This window comes from Micrococcus porci (assembly GCF_020097155.1).
Taxonomy (GTDB): domain Bacteria; phylum Actinomycetota; class Actinomycetes; order Actinomycetales; family Micrococcaceae; genus Micrococcus; species Micrococcus porci.
In genome coordinates, this window is record NZ_CP083691.1 from 1129584 (window position 1) to 1146067 (window position 16484).

19 protein-coding genes are annotated in these 16484 nt (G+C 69.2%); 18 read left to right on the top strand and 1 reads right to left on the bottom strand.

The genetic code is table 11. The features are described 5' to 3' along the window. Positions 1-5: 5 nt before the first annotated feature. Entirely contained in the window at positions 6-3902 is a 3897-nt protein-coding gene (locus KW076_RS05420) for a DNA-directed RNA polymerase subunit beta' (RefSeq protein ID WP_224356568.1), read from the top strand. 143 nt (positions 3903-4045) lie between these two features. Here the strand turns inward: KW076_RS05420 and KW076_RS05425 are convergent, their stop codons facing one another. Next, positions 4046-5263: a lipid II:glycine glycyltransferase FemX gene (locus KW076_RS05425; protein ID WP_224356569.1), complete on the bottom strand. Its 1218-nt coding sequence runs from the start codon at positions 5261-5263 to the stop codon at positions 4046-4048. A gap of 253 nt (positions 5264-5516) precedes the next feature. On the opposite strand from KW076_RS05425, the gene rpsL reads away from it, so the two are divergent. The 17 genes from rpsL (at position 5517) to rpsQ (ending at position 16426) form a co-directional block, all read left to right on the top strand. Beyond that, complete coding sequence (gene rpsL, locus KW076_RS05430; RefSeq protein ID WP_224356570.1) at positions 5517-5891, top strand: 30S ribosomal protein S12; 375 nt, start codon at positions 5517-5519, stop codon at positions 5889-5891. Further along, on the top strand, positions 5891-6361 hold the full coding sequence (gene rpsG / locus KW076_RS05435; RefSeq protein ID WP_224356571.1) for a 30S ribosomal protein S7: 471 nt from the start codon (positions 5891-5893) through the stop codon (positions 6359-6361). The genes rpsL and rpsG overlap by 1 nt, the downstream gene beginning before the upstream one ends. A 122-nt stretch (positions 6362-6483) precedes the next feature. Then, positions 6484-8598: an elongation factor G gene (gene fusA, locus KW076_RS05440; RefSeq protein WP_224356572.1), complete on the top strand. Its 2115-nt coding sequence runs from the start codon at positions 6484-6486 to the stop codon at positions 8596-8598. A gap of 278 nt (positions 8599-8876) precedes the next feature. Beyond that, positions 8877-10067, top strand: coding sequence for an elongation factor Tu (gene tuf, locus KW076_RS05445; protein ID WP_224356573.1), 1191 nt, complete (start codon positions 8877-8879; stop codon positions 10065-10067). 110 nt (positions 10068-10177) lie between these two features. Beyond that, positions 10178-10315 carry a hypothetical protein gene (locus tag KW076_RS05450; protein ID WP_224356574.1) on the top strand — a complete coding sequence of 46 codons (138 nt, stop codon included), beginning with the start codon at positions 10178-10180 and terminating at the stop codon, positions 10313-10315. After that, a complete protein-coding gene (locus KW076_RS05455) occupies positions 10312-10779 on the top strand; it encodes a DUF3817 domain-containing protein (RefSeq protein WP_224356575.1) in 468 nt (155 codons plus the stop codon). Before KW076_RS05450 ends, KW076_RS05455 begins: the two co-directional genes overlap by 4 nt. A 337-nt stretch (positions 10780-11116) precedes the next feature. After that, positions 11117-11425: a 30S ribosomal protein S10 gene (gene rpsJ, locus KW076_RS05460; RefSeq protein ID WP_002857463.1), complete on the top strand. Its 309-nt coding sequence runs from the start codon at positions 11117-11119 to the stop codon at positions 11423-11425. A 20-nt stretch (positions 11426-11445) separates the two neighbouring features. After that, positions 11446-12096, top strand: a complete 651-nt coding sequence (gene rplC / locus KW076_RS05465; protein ID WP_224356576.1) for a 50S ribosomal protein L3 — start codon at positions 11446-11448, stop codon at positions 12094-12096. Positions 12097-12100: 4 nt separating this feature from the next. Continuing rightward, a complete protein-coding gene (gene rplD, locus KW076_RS05470; protein ID WP_224356577.1) occupies positions 12101-12736 on the top strand; it encodes a 50S ribosomal protein L4 in 636 nt (211 codons plus the stop codon). Beyond that, a complete protein-coding gene (gene rplW / locus KW076_RS05475; protein ID WP_224356578.1) occupies positions 12733-13044 on the top strand; it encodes a 50S ribosomal protein L23 in 312 nt (103 codons plus the stop codon). Before rplD ends, rplW begins: the two co-directional genes overlap by 4 nt. 36 nt (positions 13045-13080) lie before the next feature. Beyond that, a complete protein-coding gene (gene rplB, locus KW076_RS05480; RefSeq protein ID WP_224356579.1) occupies positions 13081-13920 on the top strand; it encodes a 50S ribosomal protein L2 in 840 nt (279 codons plus the stop codon). Between the two features lie 15 nt (positions 13921-13935). Beyond that, positions 13936-14217, top strand: coding sequence for a 30S ribosomal protein S19 (rpsS, locus tag KW076_RS05485; RefSeq protein WP_010080387.1), 282 nt, complete (start codon positions 13936-13938; stop codon positions 14215-14217). Between the two features lie 51 nt (positions 14218-14268). Further along, positions 14269-14634: a 50S ribosomal protein L22 gene (gene rplV, locus KW076_RS05490; RefSeq protein WP_224356580.1), complete on the top strand. Its 366-nt coding sequence runs from the start codon at positions 14269-14271 to the stop codon at positions 14632-14634. A 2-nt stretch (positions 14635-14636) separates the two neighbouring features. Next, positions 14637-15461 (top strand): 30S ribosomal protein S3, encoded by an 825-nt coding sequence (rpsC, locus tag KW076_RS05495; protein WP_224356581.1) that lies wholly within the window; start codon positions 14637-14639, stop codon positions 15459-15461. Beyond that, on the top strand, positions 15461-15877 hold the full coding sequence (gene rplP, locus KW076_RS05500; RefSeq protein WP_224356582.1) for a 50S ribosomal protein L16: 417 nt from the start codon (positions 15461-15463) through the stop codon (positions 15875-15877). The genes rpsC and rplP overlap by 1 nt, the downstream gene beginning before the upstream one ends. A gap of 4 nt (positions 15878-15881) precedes the next feature. Next, positions 15882-16148: a 50S ribosomal protein L29 gene (gene rpmC, locus KW076_RS05505; RefSeq protein ID WP_239237997.1), complete on the top strand. Its 267-nt coding sequence runs from the start codon at positions 15882-15884 to the stop codon at positions 16146-16148. Further along, positions 16145-16426 (top strand): 30S ribosomal protein S17, encoded by a 282-nt coding sequence (gene rpsQ / locus KW076_RS05510; protein ID WP_224356583.1) that lies wholly within the window; start codon positions 16145-16147, stop codon positions 16424-16426. Before rpmC ends, rpsQ begins: the two co-directional genes overlap by 4 nt. Positions 16427-16484 lie beyond the last annotated feature (58 nt).

The window sequence follows — 16484 nt, forward strand, 5'->3', positions numbered from 1 at the left end:
GGAGCATGACCACTGAAAACCCCTTCGGCCTGATGCGCATCGGCCTGGCCACCGCGGACGACATCCGCCGCTGGTCCTACGGCGAGGTCAAGAAGCCCGAGACCATCAACTACCGCACCCTGAAGCCGGAGAAGGACGGGCTCTTCTGCGAGAAGATCTTCGGCCCGACCCGCGACTGGGAGTGCGCCTGCGGCAAGTACAAGCGCGTGCGCTTCAAGGGCATCATCTGCGAGCGCTGCGGCGTCGAGGTGACCCGCTCGAAGGTCCGCCGCGACCGCATGGGCCACATCGAGCTGGCCGCCCCCGTCACCCACATCTGGTACTTCAAGGGCGTGCCCTCGCGCCTCGGGTACCTGCTGGACCTCGCCCCGAAGGACCTCGAGAAGGTCATCTACTTCGCGGCGTACATGATCACGTCCGTCGACGAGGAGGCGCGTCACCGCGACCTGCCGAACCTCCAGGCGGAGCACGACCAGGAGACCCGCGTCCTCGAGGACCAGCGCGACGCCGACATCGCCGCCGTCGCCGCCGACCTCGAGAAGGACCTCGCCAAGCTCGAGGCCGAGGGCGCCAAGGCCGCCGAGAAGAAGAAGGCCCGCGACGCCGCGGACAAGACCATGGCCCAGATCCGCAAGCGCGCGGACGCCGAGCTGGACCGCAAGGCCCAGGTCTGGGACCGCTTCAAGAACCTCAAGGTCGCCGACCTCGAGGGCGACGAGGGCCTGTACCGCGCCATGCGGGACAAGTTCGGCGCGTACTTCGAGGGCTCGATGGGCGCGGAGGCGATCCAGCGTCGCCTCCAGACCTTCGACCTCGCCGCCGAGTCCGAGCTCCTGCGCGAGACCATCAAGACCGGCAAGGGCCAGCGCAAGACCCGCGCCCTGAAGCGCCTGAAGGTCGTCAACGCGTTCCTCACCACGGACAACTCGCCCGAGGGCATGGTCCTGGACGCCGTCCCGGTGATCCCGCCGGAGCTGCGCCCCATGGTGCAGCTGGACGGCGGCCGCTTCGCGACCTCCGACCTCAACGACCTGTACCGTCGCGTGATCAACCGCAACAACCGCCTGAAGCGACTGCTCGACCTCGGCGCGCCCGAGATCATCGTGAACAACGAGAAGCGCATGCTCCAGGAGGCCGTGGACTCCCTGTTCGACAACGGCCGCCGCGGCCGCCCGGTCACCGGTCCGGGCAACCGCCCGCTGAAGTCGCTGTCCGACATGCTCAAGGGCAAGCAGGGCCGCTTCCGCCAGAACCTGCTCGGCAAGCGCGTGGACTACTCGGGCCGCTCGGTCATCGTGGTGGGCCCGCAGCTCAAGCTGCACCAGTGCGGCCTGCCGAAGCAGATGGCGCTCGAGCTGTTCAAGCCGTTCGTGATGAAGCGTCTGGTGGACCTCAACCACGCCCAGAACGTGAAGTCCGCCAAGCGCATGGTGGAGCGCTTCCGCCCGCAGGTGTGGGACGTGCTCGAGGAGGTCATCTCCGAGCACCCGGTGCTGCTGAACCGCGCCCCCACCCTGCACCGCCTCGGCATCCAGGCGTTCGAGCCGCAGCTCGTCGAGGGCAAGGCCCTGCAGCTGCACCCGCTCGTCTGCTCGGCGTTCAACGCGGACTTCGACGGCGACCAGATGGCCGTGCACCTGCCGCTCTCCCCGGAGGCGCAGGCCGAGGCCCGTCTGCTGATGCTCTCGAGCCACAACATCCTGAAGCCCTCGGACGGCCGCGCCGTCGCCGTGCCGGCCCAGGACATGATCATCGGCCTGAACCACCTCACCACGGTGCGGGCCGAGGGGAAGGGCGCGGGCCGTCAGTTCGCCACCGTGGGCGAGGCCGTCATGGCCTTCGACAACGGCGAGCTGCACTTGAACGCGCCGGCGACCATCGGCGTCGAGGGCTTCGTGCCGTCGGCCGCCGTGGCCGCCCCGGAGGGCTGGACCGAGGGTGAGGTCGCGCTCATCGAGACCACCCTGGGCAAGGTCATCTTCAACGACCTGCTGCCGGCCGACTACCCGTGGCTGGACACCCAGGCCACCAAGGGCACCCTCGGCCAGCTGGTCAACGACCTCGCCGAGCGCTACCCGATGGTCGTCACCGCCCAGACCCTCGACAACCTCAAGGACGCGGGCTTCCACTGGGGCACGTGGTCCGGCGTGACCGTGGCGATCTCCGACATCACGTCCGACTTCGACAAGGCCTCGATCATGCAGGGCTACGAGGACCAGGCGCAGCGCGTGCAGGCCCAGTACGACAAGGGCCTGATCGCGGACGACGAGCGCCGCTCCGAGCTGATCGACATCTGGAACAAGGCCACCGACGAGGTCGCCGCGGCCATGAAGGCGGGCCTGTCCGAGCTGAACACCATCAACCGCATGGTGTCCTCCGGCGCCCGAGGCAACTGGCTCCAGGTGCGCCAGATCGCGGGCATCCGCGGCCTGGTGGCCAACCCGAAGGGCGAGATCATCCCGCGCCCGATCAAGTCCTCCTACCGCGAGGGCCTGTCGGTGCTCGAGTACTTCTCGGCCACCCACGGCGCCCGCAAGGGCCTGGCGGACACCGCCCTCAAGACGGCGAACTCGGGCTACCTGACCCGTCGTCTCGTGGACGTGTCCCAGGACGTGATCGTGCGCGAGGACGACTGCGGCACCGGCCGCGGCCTGTCCGTGACGATCGCCGAGCCGAACCACGACGGCGAGCTCGTCGTGCGCGAGCAGGTCGAGAACTCGGCCTTCGCGCGCACCCTGGCCCAGGCCGTCACGGCCGAGGACGGCACCGTCCTCGCGGAGGCCGGCGCCGACGTGGGCGACGTCCTCATCGGCGAGCTCGTGGCCGCCGGCGTGACCGAGATCAAGGTCCGCTCCGTGCTCACCTGTGAGTCCGCCGTCGGCACCTGCGCCAAGTGCTACGGCCGCTCCATGGCCACCGGCAAGCTGGTGGACATCGGCGAGGCCGTGGGCATCATCGCCGCGCAGTCGATCGGCGAGCCCGGCACGCAGCTGACCATGCGCACGTTCCACACCGGCGGCGTCGCCTCCGCGGACGACATCACGCAGGGTCTGCCCCGCATCCAGGAGCTCTTCGAGGCTCGCACCCCGAAGGGCGTGGCACCGATCTCCGAGGTCGCCGGCCGCGTGACGATCGAGGACACGGACGCGTCCGTGCGCCTGATCCTCACCCCGGACGACGGCTCCGAGGAGATCGCCTACCCGGTGCTGCGCCGCGCCCGCCTGCTGGTGGCCGACGGCGAGCACGTGGCCGTGGGCACCCAGCTCGTGGCCGGCGCCGTGGACCCCAAGCAGGTCCTGCGCGTGCTCGGCCCGCGTGCCGCCCAGCGCTTCCTCGTTCAGGAGGTGCAGGACGTGTACCAGTCCCAGGGCGTGGGCATCCACGACAAGCACGTGGAGGTCATCGTCCGCCAGATGCTGCGCCGCATCACCGTCATCGAGTCGGGCGAGACCGATCTGCTGCCGGGCGAGCTCACGGACCGCTCCCGGTTCGTGGCGGCGAACCGCGCCGCGGTCGCCGAGGGCAAGCAGCCCGCGGCCGGCCGTGACGAGCTGATGGGCATCACCAAGGCCTCGCTGGCCACGGACTCGTGGCTGTCCGCCGCGTCCTTCCAGGAGACCACCCGTGTCCTGACGCAGGCGGCCATGGAGGGCAAGGAGGATCCGCTGCTGGGCCTCAAGGAGAACGTGATCATCGGCAAGCTGATCCCGGCCGGCACGGGCCTGGACCGGTACACCCAGACCACGGTCGAGCCCACGGAGGAGGCCAAGGCGAACCTGTTCGCCGCGCCGGTCGGCTTCGCGGACTTCGACTACCCGGGCCTGGACCAGCCGCTGGGCGAGGCCGAGTTCCACGCGGTGTCCCTGGACGACTACGGCCGGGGCGGCGACTTCCGCGCCTGATCCGGCGTCGGCCCCGGCGTGAGCCGGGGCCGGCCCCGCGGGCCGCATCCCCATCGGTGCGGCCCGTGCACGAGGGGGCCCCCGACGGATTCCGATCCGTCGGGGGCCTCCTCGTCTGTGCCGGGGGACCGGGGTGCCCGGACTCAGCGGCGGGACATGTACAGGCCGAACGCGTGGGCGAGCGTCTTGTGGAGCGGGAAGTCCCACTCCCCGTGCGTCTGCACGATGTCCGCGCCCTGCGTCGTCTTGAACTCGGTGAGGCCGGTGATGCGGTCCTCGGAGTCCACGGAGCCGGGCACGCCGCCCAGGTCCAGCCAGTGGCAGCCGTCCGCGATGCCCTGGCGGATCTGCTCGAACTCGAGCAGGCGCGGGGCGTCGCGCTTGCGCTCCTTCTGGGAGGAGGCGGAGTACGGGCGCCAGCAGACGTGGCCCTGGCGGAAGTGGAACGCGGCGGCGACGGGATCGCCCTGGTACTCGGCCAGATAGTAGGTCACGTCGGCCAGCTCGGAGCCGCCCAGCTCGTCCATGAGGCGGGCGAAGTACTCCTTGCGGCGGCCCGTGAAGCCGTCGCGCTCGGCGGTCTCGTCCTGCAGGGCCTCCCACTCGTCCAGGCGCTCGGGGCCGCCCACGACGACGTCCAGGTCGTTGCGGAGCGACCGGCGGGTGCGCTTGCGGCTGGATCCGGACATGCGGGCGAGCACGCCCTCCTCGTCGAGACCCTCCAGGGGGATCCGAGCCTGGAACATCGGCTGGCCGGCGGAGAAGCCGGGCAGCACCTCGGGGGCGCGCCAGCCGGCCTCGCGCAGGCGGCGCTCGAGCTCCAGCGCGTCGGCGTGCTCCTCGGCGGGCTCGAGGTCGGTGAGCATGCGGTGCGCCGGGTCCGGCAGCGCCTTGCGCACGGTGTCCGCGTCCCAGCGCCGGACGACGCCGGGCGGGGCCACCCGCACGAGGAACGCGCCCTGCGCGTGCAGCTCCGCGACGAGAGCGGCGAGGGCTTCGACCACGTCCACGCCGGCGTCGAGCACGGGGCCCTCCGCCACGTAGGCGAGGAACGAGCGGCCCAGGAGCGGGGTGCGGCCGGGGACGGGGAGGCGGCGGCCCAGGACGAGGGCGGCGCCCACGAGGCGGCCGTCGGCCTCGAACCCGAGCGACTGGCCGCTCCAGTCCGTCTTCACGCGGGCCCAGCGGGGGTTCTGGAGGAAGGAGGCGCCCGGGTGGCGCCGCAGGACCTCGACGTGCTCCGCCTCGGTGATGGGTCGGACGGTCAGCGGCCCGACGGGCGGGGCGGCGGGCGCGGGGCCCCCCGTCGCGGACGGCGGCGCGGGGGAGGGGTGCGGGGCGTCGGGAGTCTGTTCAGTCACGGCGCCCACTATACGGTCGGCCCTGTTGGAGCGCCCGAGGGTGCGTGCTATGCTGGGCGAGATTGTTTTTCCAAGTGGCAGAGTGGACTCGGTCCGGTCGCGGGGTTGTTGCGCGACAGATGCCACACTTTTGCACGCCTGCGGACGTTCGCTCGACTCGAGCTCCCGGAAGCGGCAGAGCCGAGGAACGAGCAGGACCGCCCCCCGAGGCCGGTCCGTCACGTCAGCGATCACAGAACAGGAAGGCTGGAGAGTGCCTACGATTCAGCAGCTGGTCCGCAAGGGCCGCTCACCGAAGGTCGTCAAGACCAAGGCCCCTGCACTGCAGGGCAACCCCATGCGTCGTGGCGTGTGCACCCGCGTGTACACCACGACCCCCAAGAAGCCGAACTCCGCGCTGCGCAAGGTCGCCCGCGTCCGCCTCAACGGCGGCGTCGAGGTCACCGCGTACATCCCGGGCGAGGGCCACAACCTGCAGGAGCACTCGATCGTGCTCGTGCGCGGCGGCCGCGTGAAGGACCTGCCGGGCGTGCGCTACAAGATCGTCCGCGGCGCGCTCGACACGCAGGGCGTGAAGAACCGCGGCCAGGCCCGCTCCCGCTACGGCGCCAAGAAGGAGAAGAAGTAATGCCTCGTAAGGGTCCCGCCCCGAAGCGCCCCCTCGTCGTCGACCCGGTCTACGGCTCGCCCCTGGTCACCCAGCTGATCAACAAGGTGCTGATCGACGGCAAGAAGTCCACCGCCGAGCGCATCGTCTACGGCGCCCTCGAGGGTGTCCGCGCCAAGAACGGCGCCGATCCCGTGGCCACGCTCAAGAAGGCCATGGACAACATCAAGCCGGCCCTCGAGGTCCGCTCCCGCCGCGTCGGCGGCGCCACCTACCAGGTGCCGGTCGAGGTCAAGCCGGGCCGCTCCACCGCCCTCGCGCTCCGCTGGCTCGTGGGCTTCTCCAAGGCCCGTCGCGAGAAGACCATGACCGAGCGTCTGATGAACGAGATCCTGGACGCCTCGAACGGTCTGGGCGGCGCCGTCAAGCGTCGCGAGGACACCCACAAGATGGCCGAGGCCAACAAGGCGTTCGCCCACTACCGCTGGTGATCCGTCCGACCCGGTGTGCCGGCCGGCGCACCGGGCCGACGACGGCGCGGGCCTGAGGGCCCGCGCCGTCGACCCGCATCCACCTCACGAGACCCCCACACCACCCGAGCAAGGGAGACACCGTGGCACAGGACGTGCTGACCGACCTGAACAAGGTCCGCAACATCGGCATCATGGCCCACATCGATGCCGGCAAGACCACCACCACCGAGCGCATCCTGTTCTACACGGGTGTCAACCACAAGCTGGGCGAGACGCACGACGGCGCGTCCACCACCGACTGGATGGAGCAGGAGAAGGAGCGCGGCATCACCATCACCTCCGCCGCGGTGACCTGCTTCTGGAAGAACAACCAGATCAACATCATCGACACCCCCGGCCACGTGGACTTCACGGTCGAGGTCGAGCGCTCCCTGCGCGTGCTCGACGGCGCCGTCGCGGTCTTCGACGGCAAGGAGGGCGTGGAGCCCCAGTCCGAGACCGTGTGGCGCCAGGCGGACAAGTACAACGTCCCCCGCATCTGCTTCGTCAACAAGATGGACAAGCTCGGCGCGGACTTCTACTTCACCGTGGACACCATCGTGAAGCGCCTCGGCGCCAAGCCGCTCGTGATGCAGCTGCCCATCGGCTCCGAGAGCGACTTCATCGGCGTCGTCGACCTGCTCACCATGAAGGCCTTCGTGTGGCCGGGCGACGCCAAGGGCGACGTGACCATGGGCGCGGAGTACGAGACGCAGGAGATCCCGGCCGACCTCCAGGAGAAGGCCGAGGAGTACCGCACCCAGCTGCTGGAGGCCGTCGCGGACACCTCCGAGGAGCTCATGGAGAAGTACCTCGAGGGCGAGGAGATCTCCGAGGAGGAGATCGTCGCCGGCGTGCGTCAGCTCACCGTGAACGCCGAGGCCTACCCGGTCTTCTGCGGCTCCGCGTTCAAGAACCGCGGCGTGCAGCCGATGCTCGACGCCGTCGTGGCCTACCTCCCGAACCCGCTGGACGCCGGTGCCGTGAAGGGCCACGCCGTGGGCGACGAGGAGCAGGTCCTGGAGCGCGAGCCCTCCAAGGAGGCCCCGTTCTCCGCGCTGGCGTTCAAGATCGCCTCGCACCCGTTCTTCGGCACGCTGACCTTCATCCGCGTGTACTCCGGCCGCCTGGAGGGCGGTGCGCAGATCCTCAACGCCACCAAGGGCAAGAAGGAGCGCATCGGCAAGCTCTTCCAGATGCACGCCAACAAGGAGAACCCGGTGGATGAGGTCGTCGCCGGCCACATCTACGCCGTGATCGGCCTGAAGGACACCACCACGGGTGACACCCTCTGCGACCCGCAGAACCCGATCATCCTCGAGTCGATGACCTTCCCGGAGCCTGTGATCTCCGTGGCCATCGAGCCGAAGACCAAGGGTGACCAGGAGAAGCTCTCCACCGCCATCCAGAAGCTCGTCGCCGAGGACCCGACGTTCCGCGTCAACCTCAACGACGAGACCGGCCAGACCGAGATCGGCGGCATGGGCGAGCTCCACCTGGACGTGTTCGTGGACCGCATGCGCCGCGAGTTCAAGGTCGAGGCGAACGTGGGCAAGCCCCAGGTCGCCTACCGCGAGACCATCAAGCGCAAGGTCGACAAGGTCGACTACACGCACAAGAAGCAGACCGGCGGCTCCGGCCAGTTCGCCAAGGTGCAGCTCTCCTTCGAGCCGCTGGACACCGCCGAGGGCGAGGTCTACGAGTTCGAGAACGCCGTGACCGGTGGCCGCGTGCCCCGCGAGTACATCCCCTCCGTGGACGCGGGCATCCAGGACGCCATGCAGTTCGGCGTGCTGGCCGGATACCCGATGGTCGGCGTGAAGGCCACCCTGCTCGACGGCGCCTACCACGACGTCGACTCCTCCGAGATGGCGTTCAAGATCGCCGGCTCGCAGGCGTTCAAGGAGGGTGTGCGCAAGGCCAACCCGGTCCTGCTCGAGCCGCTCATGGCCGTCGAGGTCCGCACCCCCGAGGAGTTCATGGGCGACGTGGTCGGCGACCTGAACTCCCGCCGCGGCCAGATCCAGTCCATGGAGGACGCCACCGGCGTCAAGGTGGTCAACGCCCTCGTGCCGCTGTCCGAGATGTTCGGCTACATCGGCGACCTGCGCTCCCGCACCCAGGGCCGCGCGGTCTACTCGATGACCTTCCACTCCTACTCCGAGGTCCCGAAGAACGTGGCCGACGAGATCATCCAGAAGTCTCAGGGGGAGTGACCTCGCGTCACCCGCTCTGAGAGCACGACCTGTCCTCCGGGGGCAGTGCCCACCGCCCCCGGAGGACCCCCGACCCGGCGCCCGGCGCGCCGGGGCGGGTGCAGGACGGTCAGGTCCGGTCCGCTTCCGCGGTCTCGACGGCCTGGAGCCGGACTGGTCCTCGAAATCGCCGGATTTCACCAACCCCGCATCCGCCAAGTAGACTCGCCGAGTTGTCAGCTCGTCACCCGTGGCTGAGCAGTCTTCTTGACGAGGAAACAGTTCTTTAGGAGGAACCTGTGGCAAAGGCAAAGTTCGAGCGGACCAAGCCGCACGTCAACATCGGCACCATCGGCCACGTTGACCACGGCAAGACCACTCTCACCGCTGCGATCTCGAAGGTCCTGTACGACAAGTACCCGGACCTGAACGAGAAGCGTGACTTCGCGTCCATCGACTCCGCTCCGGAGGAGCGTCAGCGCGGCATCACCATCAACATCTCCCACGTGGAGTACCAGACCGACAAGCGTCACTACGCCCACGTGGACGCCCCCGGTCACGCCGACTACATCAAGAACATGATCACCGGCGCCGCGCAGATGGACGGCGCGATCCTCGTGGTCGCCGCCACCGACGGCCCGATGGCCCAGACCCGCGAGCACGTGCTCCTGGCCCGCCAGGTCGGCGTGCCGGCGCTGCTGGTGGCCCTGAACAAGTCCGACATGGTCGAGGACGAGGAGCTCCTCGAGCTCGTCGAGATGGAGGTCCGCGAGCTGCTGTCCTCCCAGGAGTTCGACGGCGACGAGGCTCCGGTCATCCGCACCTCCGGCCTGAAGGCCCTCGAGGGCGACGCCCAGTGGGTCAAGTCCGTCGAGGACCTCATGGACGCCGTGGACGAGTACATCCCGGATCCGGTCCGCGACAAGGACAAGCCGTTCCTCATGCCGATCGAGGACGTCTTCACCATCACCGGCCGTGGCACCGTGGTGACCGGTCGCGCCGAGCGCGGCACCCTCGCCATCAACTCCGAGGTCGAGATCGTGGGCATCCGCCCCGTGCAGAAGACCACCGTGACGGGCATCGAGATGTTCCACAAGCAGCTCGACGAGGCCTGGGCCGGCGAGAACTGCGGCCTGCTGCTCCGCGGCCTGAAGCGTGACGACGTCGAGCGCGGCCAGGTCGTCGTGCAGCCGGGCTCCATCACCCCGCACACCGACTTCGAGGCGAACGTGTACATCCTGTCCAAGGACGAGGGCGGCCGTCACAACCCGTTCTACTCGAACTACCGTCCGCAGTTCTACTTCCGCACCACCGACGTCACCGGCGTCATCACGCTGCCCGAGGGCACCGAGATGGTCATGCCCGGCGACACCACCGAGATGTCGGTCGAGCTCATCCAGCCGATCGCCATGGAGGAGGGCCTCGGCTTCGCCATCCGCGAGGGTGGCCGCACCGTGGGCTCCGGCCGCGTCACCAAGATCAACAAGTGATCTGACGGCTCCGGCCGCGGCGCGCTGAGCGCCGCACCTGAGGACCCCCGTCTCCCGTGAGGGAGGCGGGGGTCCTTCGTCGCCCCCGAGGGCCCGGTAGGCTGGTGGGCATGGAATGGCTCATCGCGCTGGTCGTCATCGCCGCCGTCGTCGCCGGGGGACTCTGGGCGCGGCGCGCCTTCGCCCCCGAGATCGAGCGCGCCCGTCGCATCCGGCGGGCCGAGCGCGGCGGACGGCTGGAGCGATGAGGGTGCCCGGACCCCGGTCGCTGTATCGCGCCACCGCCGTCGCGGAGATGGCCACCTGGACTCTGCTGCTGCTTGCGATGGCCCTGAAGTACGGGGGAGTGACCGCCGCGCTCATGCCGGCCGCCGGCGGCGTCCACGGCTTCGTCTTCCTCTGCTACGCCGCCGTCGTCGTCGCCGTGTGGATCGACGGCCGTTGGGGCGTCGGGCGTGGCCTCCTCGCCCTGGGCTCGGCGGTCGTGCCCTACATGACAGTCCCCATGGAACGGGCCCTCCTGCGCCGCGGCGAACCGGCGCCCCGGTGGCGTGTCCTCGAGGAGGCGGGCCGGACTTCGGCGACGGACCGCCTGCTGCGGACGGTCCTCCGGCGACCCCGGGTGTCTGCCCTGGCGGTCCTCGTGGCGGTCGTGGTCGTGTTCTCGCTGCTGCTGCGCGCGGGTCCGCCCACGGAGTGGTTCTCCCGCTGATCCCCCGCGCGCCGGGGTGAGGGAGGGCACTCGCCCCCGACTGGCGCGCGGCGGGCATGTCTGACATACTTGTCAAGTTGCTCAAGCGCCTATGCGCAGCCGTCCACATGTCTCGAGGCGGCCGCGTGGCCCAGATGTGACTCCTCCCCTCCGTCCGCACCCGCGGCGCGCGCCCGGCAGAAGGGCGACACGCCCGACCGCGTGGACCGGAGGCCGGCGGAGGCGAGGAACCCGGTGGAACCGGATTCGCCCCGCGCGGGAAGGAACAAGAGGGCCGCCCTCCGGGGCGTCCGAACAGGGACAGGAACAGCACACCCGACAAGAGAGGCGTGACGCCATGGCGGGACAGAAGATCCGCATCCGGCTGAAGTCGTACGACCACGAGGTCATCGACGTCTCGGCCCGCAAGATCGTTGACACGGTCACGCGCGCAGGCGCGACGGTGGTGGGCCCCGTGCCGCTGCCGACGGAGAAGAACGTGTACTGCGTTATCCGTTCTCCCCACAAGTACAAGGACAGCCGCGAGCACTTCGAGATGCGCACCCACAAGCGGCTCATCGACATCATCGACCCGACTCCCAAGGCCGTCGACTCGCTCATGCGACTGGACCTGCCCGCGGACGTCAACATCGAGATCAAGCTCTGAGAGGGAGGTGCTGAGAGACTATGACCAACACCCAGAACGTCAAGGGCCTGATGGGCACGAAGCTCGGCATGACCCAGGTCTGGGATGAGGACAACAAGCTCATCCCCGTGACCGTGGTCCAGGCAGACGCCAACGTCGTCACCCAGCTGCGCTCCGAGGAGACCGACGGCTACACCGCCGTGCAGATCGCCTACGGCCAGATCGACCCCCGCCGCGTGACCAAGCCGCTGGCCGGTCACTTCGAGAAGGCCGGCGTGACCCCCCGCCGTCACCTCGTCGAGCTGCGCACCGCCGACGCCGCCGAGTACACCCTCGGCCAGGACGTCACCGTCGAGGTCTTCGAGGCCGGCCAGAAGGTCGACGTCGTGGGCACCACCAAGGGCAAGGGCTTCGCCGGCGCCATGAAGCGCCACGGCTTCGCCGGCGTCTCCGCGTCCCACGGCGCCCACAAGAACCACCGCAAGCCCGGCTCCGTGGGCGGCGCGTCCACCCCGGCGCGCGTGTTCAAGGGCCAGCGCATGCCCGGTCGCATGGGCGCGGTGCGTCAGACCACCATGAACCTGACCCTCCACGGCATCGACGTGGAGAACAACCTCCTGCTGATCAAGGGCGCGGTGCCCGGCTCCAAGGGCCAGGTCGTGCTCGTCCGCAGCGCCGTGAAGGGAGCCTGAGACCATGGCTGAGAACACCGTGAAGACCGTCCAGGTCGAGCTGCCCGCCGAGATCTTCGACGTGCAGGCCAACGTCCCGCTCATGCACCAGGTCGTCGTCGCCCAGCTCGCCGCCGCCCGCCAGGGCACCCACAAGGTGAAGCGCCGCGGCGAGGTCTCCGGCGCCGGCCGCAAGCCGTTCAAGCAGAAGGGCACCGGCCGCGCCCGTCAGGGCTCGATCCGCGCCCCGCACATGACCGGCGGTGGCATCGTCCACGGACCGACGCCGCGCGACTACTCGCAGCGCACCCCCAAGAAGATGAAGGCCGCCGCCCTCCGCGGCGCCCTGTCGGACCGCGCCCGCAACGGCCGCGTCCACGTCATCGAGGCCCTCGTGTCCGGCACCACGCCGTCCACGAAGGCGGCCAAGGCCGGTCTCGAGTCCCTGAACACGGGCCGCAAGAACGTCCTGCTGGTCATCGACCGCGCCGACGATCTCACCGCGCTGTCCGCCCGCAACCTTCCGGCGGTCCACACCCTGTACGCCGACCAGCTGAACACCTACGACGTCCTCGTCTCCGACGACGTCGTGTTCACCAAGGTCGCCTACGAGGCGTACGTGGCCCAGGCCTCCGGCGCCAAGAAGGAGGATGCCCAGTGAGCGGCTCCATCAACAAGGATCCCCGCGACGTGATCATTGCTCCCGTCGTGTCGGAGAAGAGCTACGGCCTGATCGACGAGGGCAAGTACACCTTCCTCGTCGACCCGCGCTCCAACAAGACCGAGATCAAGCAGGCGATCGAGCGCATCTTCGATGTGTCCGTGGCCTCGGTCAACACCCTGAACCGTCCGGGCAAGCGTCGCCGCACCCGCTTCGGCTGGGGTCAGCGCAAGTCCACCAAGCGCGCGATCGTGTCGCTCAAGGACGGCGCCACCATCGACATCTTCGGAGGTCCGCTCGCCTCCTGAGGCGACGCGGAGACCACTTAATCGAGGAAGACACCCATGGCTATCCGTAAGTACAAGCCGACCACCCCGGGCCTCCGCGGCTCGTCCGTGGCCGACTTCGCAGAGATCACCCGGTCCACGCCGGAGAAGTCCCTTCTCCGTCCGCTGCACAAGACCGGCGGCCGCAACAACACCGGCCGCATCACCACCCGCCACAAGGGCGGCGGTCACAAGCGCCAGTACCGTCTGATCGACTTCCGTCGTCACGACAAGGACGGCGTGCCCGCCACCGTCGCGCACATCGAGTACGACCCCAACCGCACCGCCCGCATCGCGCTCCTGCACTACGCGGACGGCGCCAAGCGCTACATCCTGGCCCCGGCCAAGCTGCAGCAGGGCGACGTGGTCGAGGCCGGCCCGAACGCCGACATCAAGCCCGGCAACAACCTGCCGCTGCGCAACATCCCCGTGGGCACCACGATCCACGCCGTGGAGCTGCGTCCCGGCGGCGGCGCCAAGATGGCCCGCTCCGCCGGCGCCTCCATCCAGCTGGTCGCCCGTGAGGGCAAGTACGCGCAGCTGCGCCTTCCCTCCGGCGAGATCCGCAACGTCGACGTGCGCTGCCGCGCCACCGTGGGCGAGGTCGGCAACGCCGAGCAGTCCAACATCAACTGGGGCAAGGCCGGCCGCATGCGCTGGAAGGGCGTCCGCCCGACCGTCCGCGGTGTCGTCATGAACCCCGTGGACCACCCCCACGGCGGTGGTGAGGGCAAGACCTCCGGTGGTCGCCACCCGGTCAACCCCAACGGCAAGCCTGAGGGCCGCACGCGCCGCCCGAACAAGGAAAGCGACAAGCTCATCGTGCGTCGCCGCCGCACCGGCAAGAACAAGCGATAAGGGAGCTGAGAAGACATGCCTCGCAGCCTGAAGAAGGGCCCCTTCGTCGACCAGCACCTGTACCTCAAGGTTCTGGCCGAGAACGAGAAGGGCAGCAAGAACGTCATCAAGACCTGGTCCCGCCGGTCGATGATCATCCCGGACATGCTGGGTCACACCATCGCCGTGCACGACGGGCGCAAGCACGTCCCGGTGTTCGTCACCGAGTCCATGGTGGGCCACAAGCTCGGCGAGTTCGCCCCCACCCGGACGTTCCGCGGCCACGTGAAGGACGACAAGAAGGGCAAGCGCCGCTGAGCCTGACGGCACAGCACGCTTGACCTTCGAGAGAATCGAAAGAGAGAAGCAATGGAAGCCAAGGCAATTGCGCGCCACCTGCGCGTGACGCCGATGAAGGCCCGGCGCGTCGTCGACCTGGTCCGTGGCAAGCAGGCCACCGAAGCACTGGCCATCCTGAAGTTCGCCCAGCAGGGCGCTTCGGAGCCGGTGTACAAGCTGGTGGCCTCCGCGGTGGCGAACGCCCGCGTCAAGGCCGACCGTGAGGGCGTCGCCTTCAACGAGGACGCCCTGTACATCACCGAGGCCTTCGTGGACGAGGGCCCGACCATGAAGCGGTTCCAGCCCCGTGCACAGGGCCGCGCCTACCGCATCAACAAGCGCACGAGCCACGTGACCGTGGTCGTCGCTTCCCAGGACGAGAAGGGTGGCAACTGACAATGGGTCAGAAGATCAACCCCAACGGGTTCCGCCTCGGCATCACCACGGATCACGTCTCGCACTGGTTCGCCGACTCCCACAAGGAGGGCCAGCGCTACGCGGACTTCCTCAAGGAGGACGTGAAGATCCGCGAGCTCATGACCGACGGCATGGAGCGCGCCGGCATCTCCAAGGTGGAGATCGAGCGCACCCGTGACCGCGTGCGCGTCGACATCCACACCGCCCGCCCGGGCATCGTGATCGGCCGCCGCGGTGCCGAGGCCGACCGCATCCGCGGCGAGCTCGAGAAGCTCACCGGCAAGCAGATCCAGCTGAACATCCTCGAGGTCAAGAACCCCGAGACCGATGCGCAGCTGGTGGCCCAGGGCGTCGCCGAGCAGCTCGCCTCCCGCGTGGCCTTCCGCCGCGCCATGAAGAAGGCCATCCAGTCGGCCATGCGTGCGGGCGCCCAGGGCATCCGCATCCAGTGCTCCGGCCGCCTGGGCGGCGCCGAGATGAGCCGTTCGGAGTTCTACCGCGAGGGCCGCGTGCCGCTGCACACCCTCCGCGCGAACATCGACTTCGGCAAGTTTGAGGCGAAGACCACCTACGGCCGCATCGGCGTGAAGGTGTGGATCTACAAGGGCGACCTCACCGCCAAGGAGCTCGCGGCCAAGGAGGCCGCGCAGCCCTCCGGCCGCGGCCGCGGCGGCGAGCGTCGTGGCCCCGGCGGCGGCGAGCGCCGTCGTCGCAATGACCGTGCCGAGCGCGCTCCCCGCCAGGAGAACGCCGGCGCCGGCGCCGAGCAGTCGGCCGCCGCTCCCGCTGAAGGAGGCAACGCCTGATGCTGATCCCTCGTCGCGTCAAGCACCGTAAGCAGCACCACCCCAAGCGCTCCGGCATGGCCAAGGGCGGCACCACCGTCACCTTCGGCGAGTGGGGCATCCAGGCGCTGAGCCCGGCCTATGTGACCAACCGTCAGATCGAGGCCGCGCGTATCGCCATGACCCGCTACATCAAGCGTGGCGGCAAGGTCTGGATCAACATCTACCCGGACCGCCCGCTGACCAAGAAGCCCGCCGAGACCCGCATGGGCTCCGGCAAGGGCTCGCCCGAGTGGTGGGTCGCCAACGTCAAGCCCGGCCGCGTGCTCTTCGAGCTCTCGGGTGTCTCGGAGGAGGTCGCCCGCGAGGCGCTCCGCCTGGCCATCCACAAGCTGCCGCTCAAGGCCCGAATCATCCGTCGAGAGGGTGGTGAGTGATCCCATGGCCATCGGTACCAAGGATCTGAACGTCGAGTCCCTGGACGGGATGGACAACGCCCGTCTGCTGGAGGCCCTGAAGTCCTCCAAGGAGGAGCTGTTCAACCTGCGCTTCCAGGCCGCCACCGGCCAGCTGGAGGACTCCAGCCGCCTGAAGGCCGTCAAGCGCGACATCGCGCGCATCTACACGATCCTGCGCGAGCGTGAGCTCGGCATCCGTGGTGATGTCGAGACGGCCGGCGCCGAGAAGAACGAGGAGGCTGCCAAGTGACCGAGCAGACCGCCGCTCCCGTCGAGGAGCGCAACTACCGCAAGTCGCTGCGCGGCGTCGTCGTCTCCGACAAGATGGACAAGACCATCGTCGTCGAGGTCGAGGACCGCAAGAAGCACGCCCTGTACGGCAAGGTGATGAAGACCTCGAAGCGCGTCAAGGCGCACGACGAGGACAACACCGCCGGCGTCGGCGACCGCGTGCTCATCGTCGAGACGCGCCCGCTGTCCGCCGACAAGCACTTCCGCCTCGTCGAGATCGTCGAGCGCGCCAAGTGATCCCCGCCCGGGACCGACCCGGGCGTGTTGTGGGAGGCCGCTCCGTGCACTGGCACGG

Bases quoted from the DNA above. Each gene is read 5' to 3' on its own strand.
- KW076_RS05420 (WP_224356568.1), top strand. From the start codon at position 6: ATGACCACTGAAAACCCCTTCGGCCTGATGCGCATCGGCCTGGCCACC.
- rpsG (WP_224356571.1), top strand. From the start codon at position 5,891: ATGCCTCGTAAGGGTCCCGCCCCGAAGCGCCCCCTCGTCGTCGACCCG.
- KW076_RS05450 (WP_224356574.1), top strand. From the start codon at position 10,178: ATGGAATGGCTCATCGCGCTGGTCGTCATCGCCGCCGTCGTCGCCGGG.
- KW076_RS05455 (WP_224356575.1), top strand. From the start codon at position 10,312: ATGAGGGTGCCCGGACCCCGGTCGCTGTATCGCGCCACCGCCGTCGCG.
- rpsJ (WP_002857463.1), top strand. From the start codon at position 11,117: ATGGCGGGACAGAAGATCCGCATCCGGCTGAAGTCGTACGACCACGAG.
- rplC (WP_224356576.1), top strand. From the start codon at position 11,446: ATGACCAACACCCAGAACGTCAAGGGCCTGATGGGCACGAAGCTCGGC.
- rplD (WP_224356577.1), top strand. From the start codon at position 12,101: ATGGCTGAGAACACCGTGAAGACCGTCCAGGTCGAGCTGCCCGCCGAG.
- rplB (WP_224356579.1), top strand. From the start codon at position 13,081: ATGGCTATCCGTAAGTACAAGCCGACCACCCCGGGCCTCCGCGGCTCG.
- rpsS (WP_010080387.1), top strand. From the start codon at position 13,936: ATGCCTCGCAGCCTGAAGAAGGGCCCCTTCGTCGACCAGCACCTGTAC.
- rplV (WP_224356580.1), top strand. From the start codon at position 14,269: ATGGAAGCCAAGGCAATTGCGCGCCACCTGCGCGTGACGCCGATGAAG.
- rpsC (WP_224356581.1), top strand. From the start codon at position 14,637: ATGGGTCAGAAGATCAACCCCAACGGGTTCCGCCTCGGCATCACCACG.
- rplP (WP_224356582.1), top strand. From the start codon at position 15,461: ATGCTGATCCCTCGTCGCGTCAAGCACCGTAAGCAGCACCACCCCAAG.
- rpmC (WP_239237997.1), top strand. From the start codon at position 15,882: ATGGCCATCGGTACCAAGGATCTGAACGTCGAGTCCCTGGACGGGATG.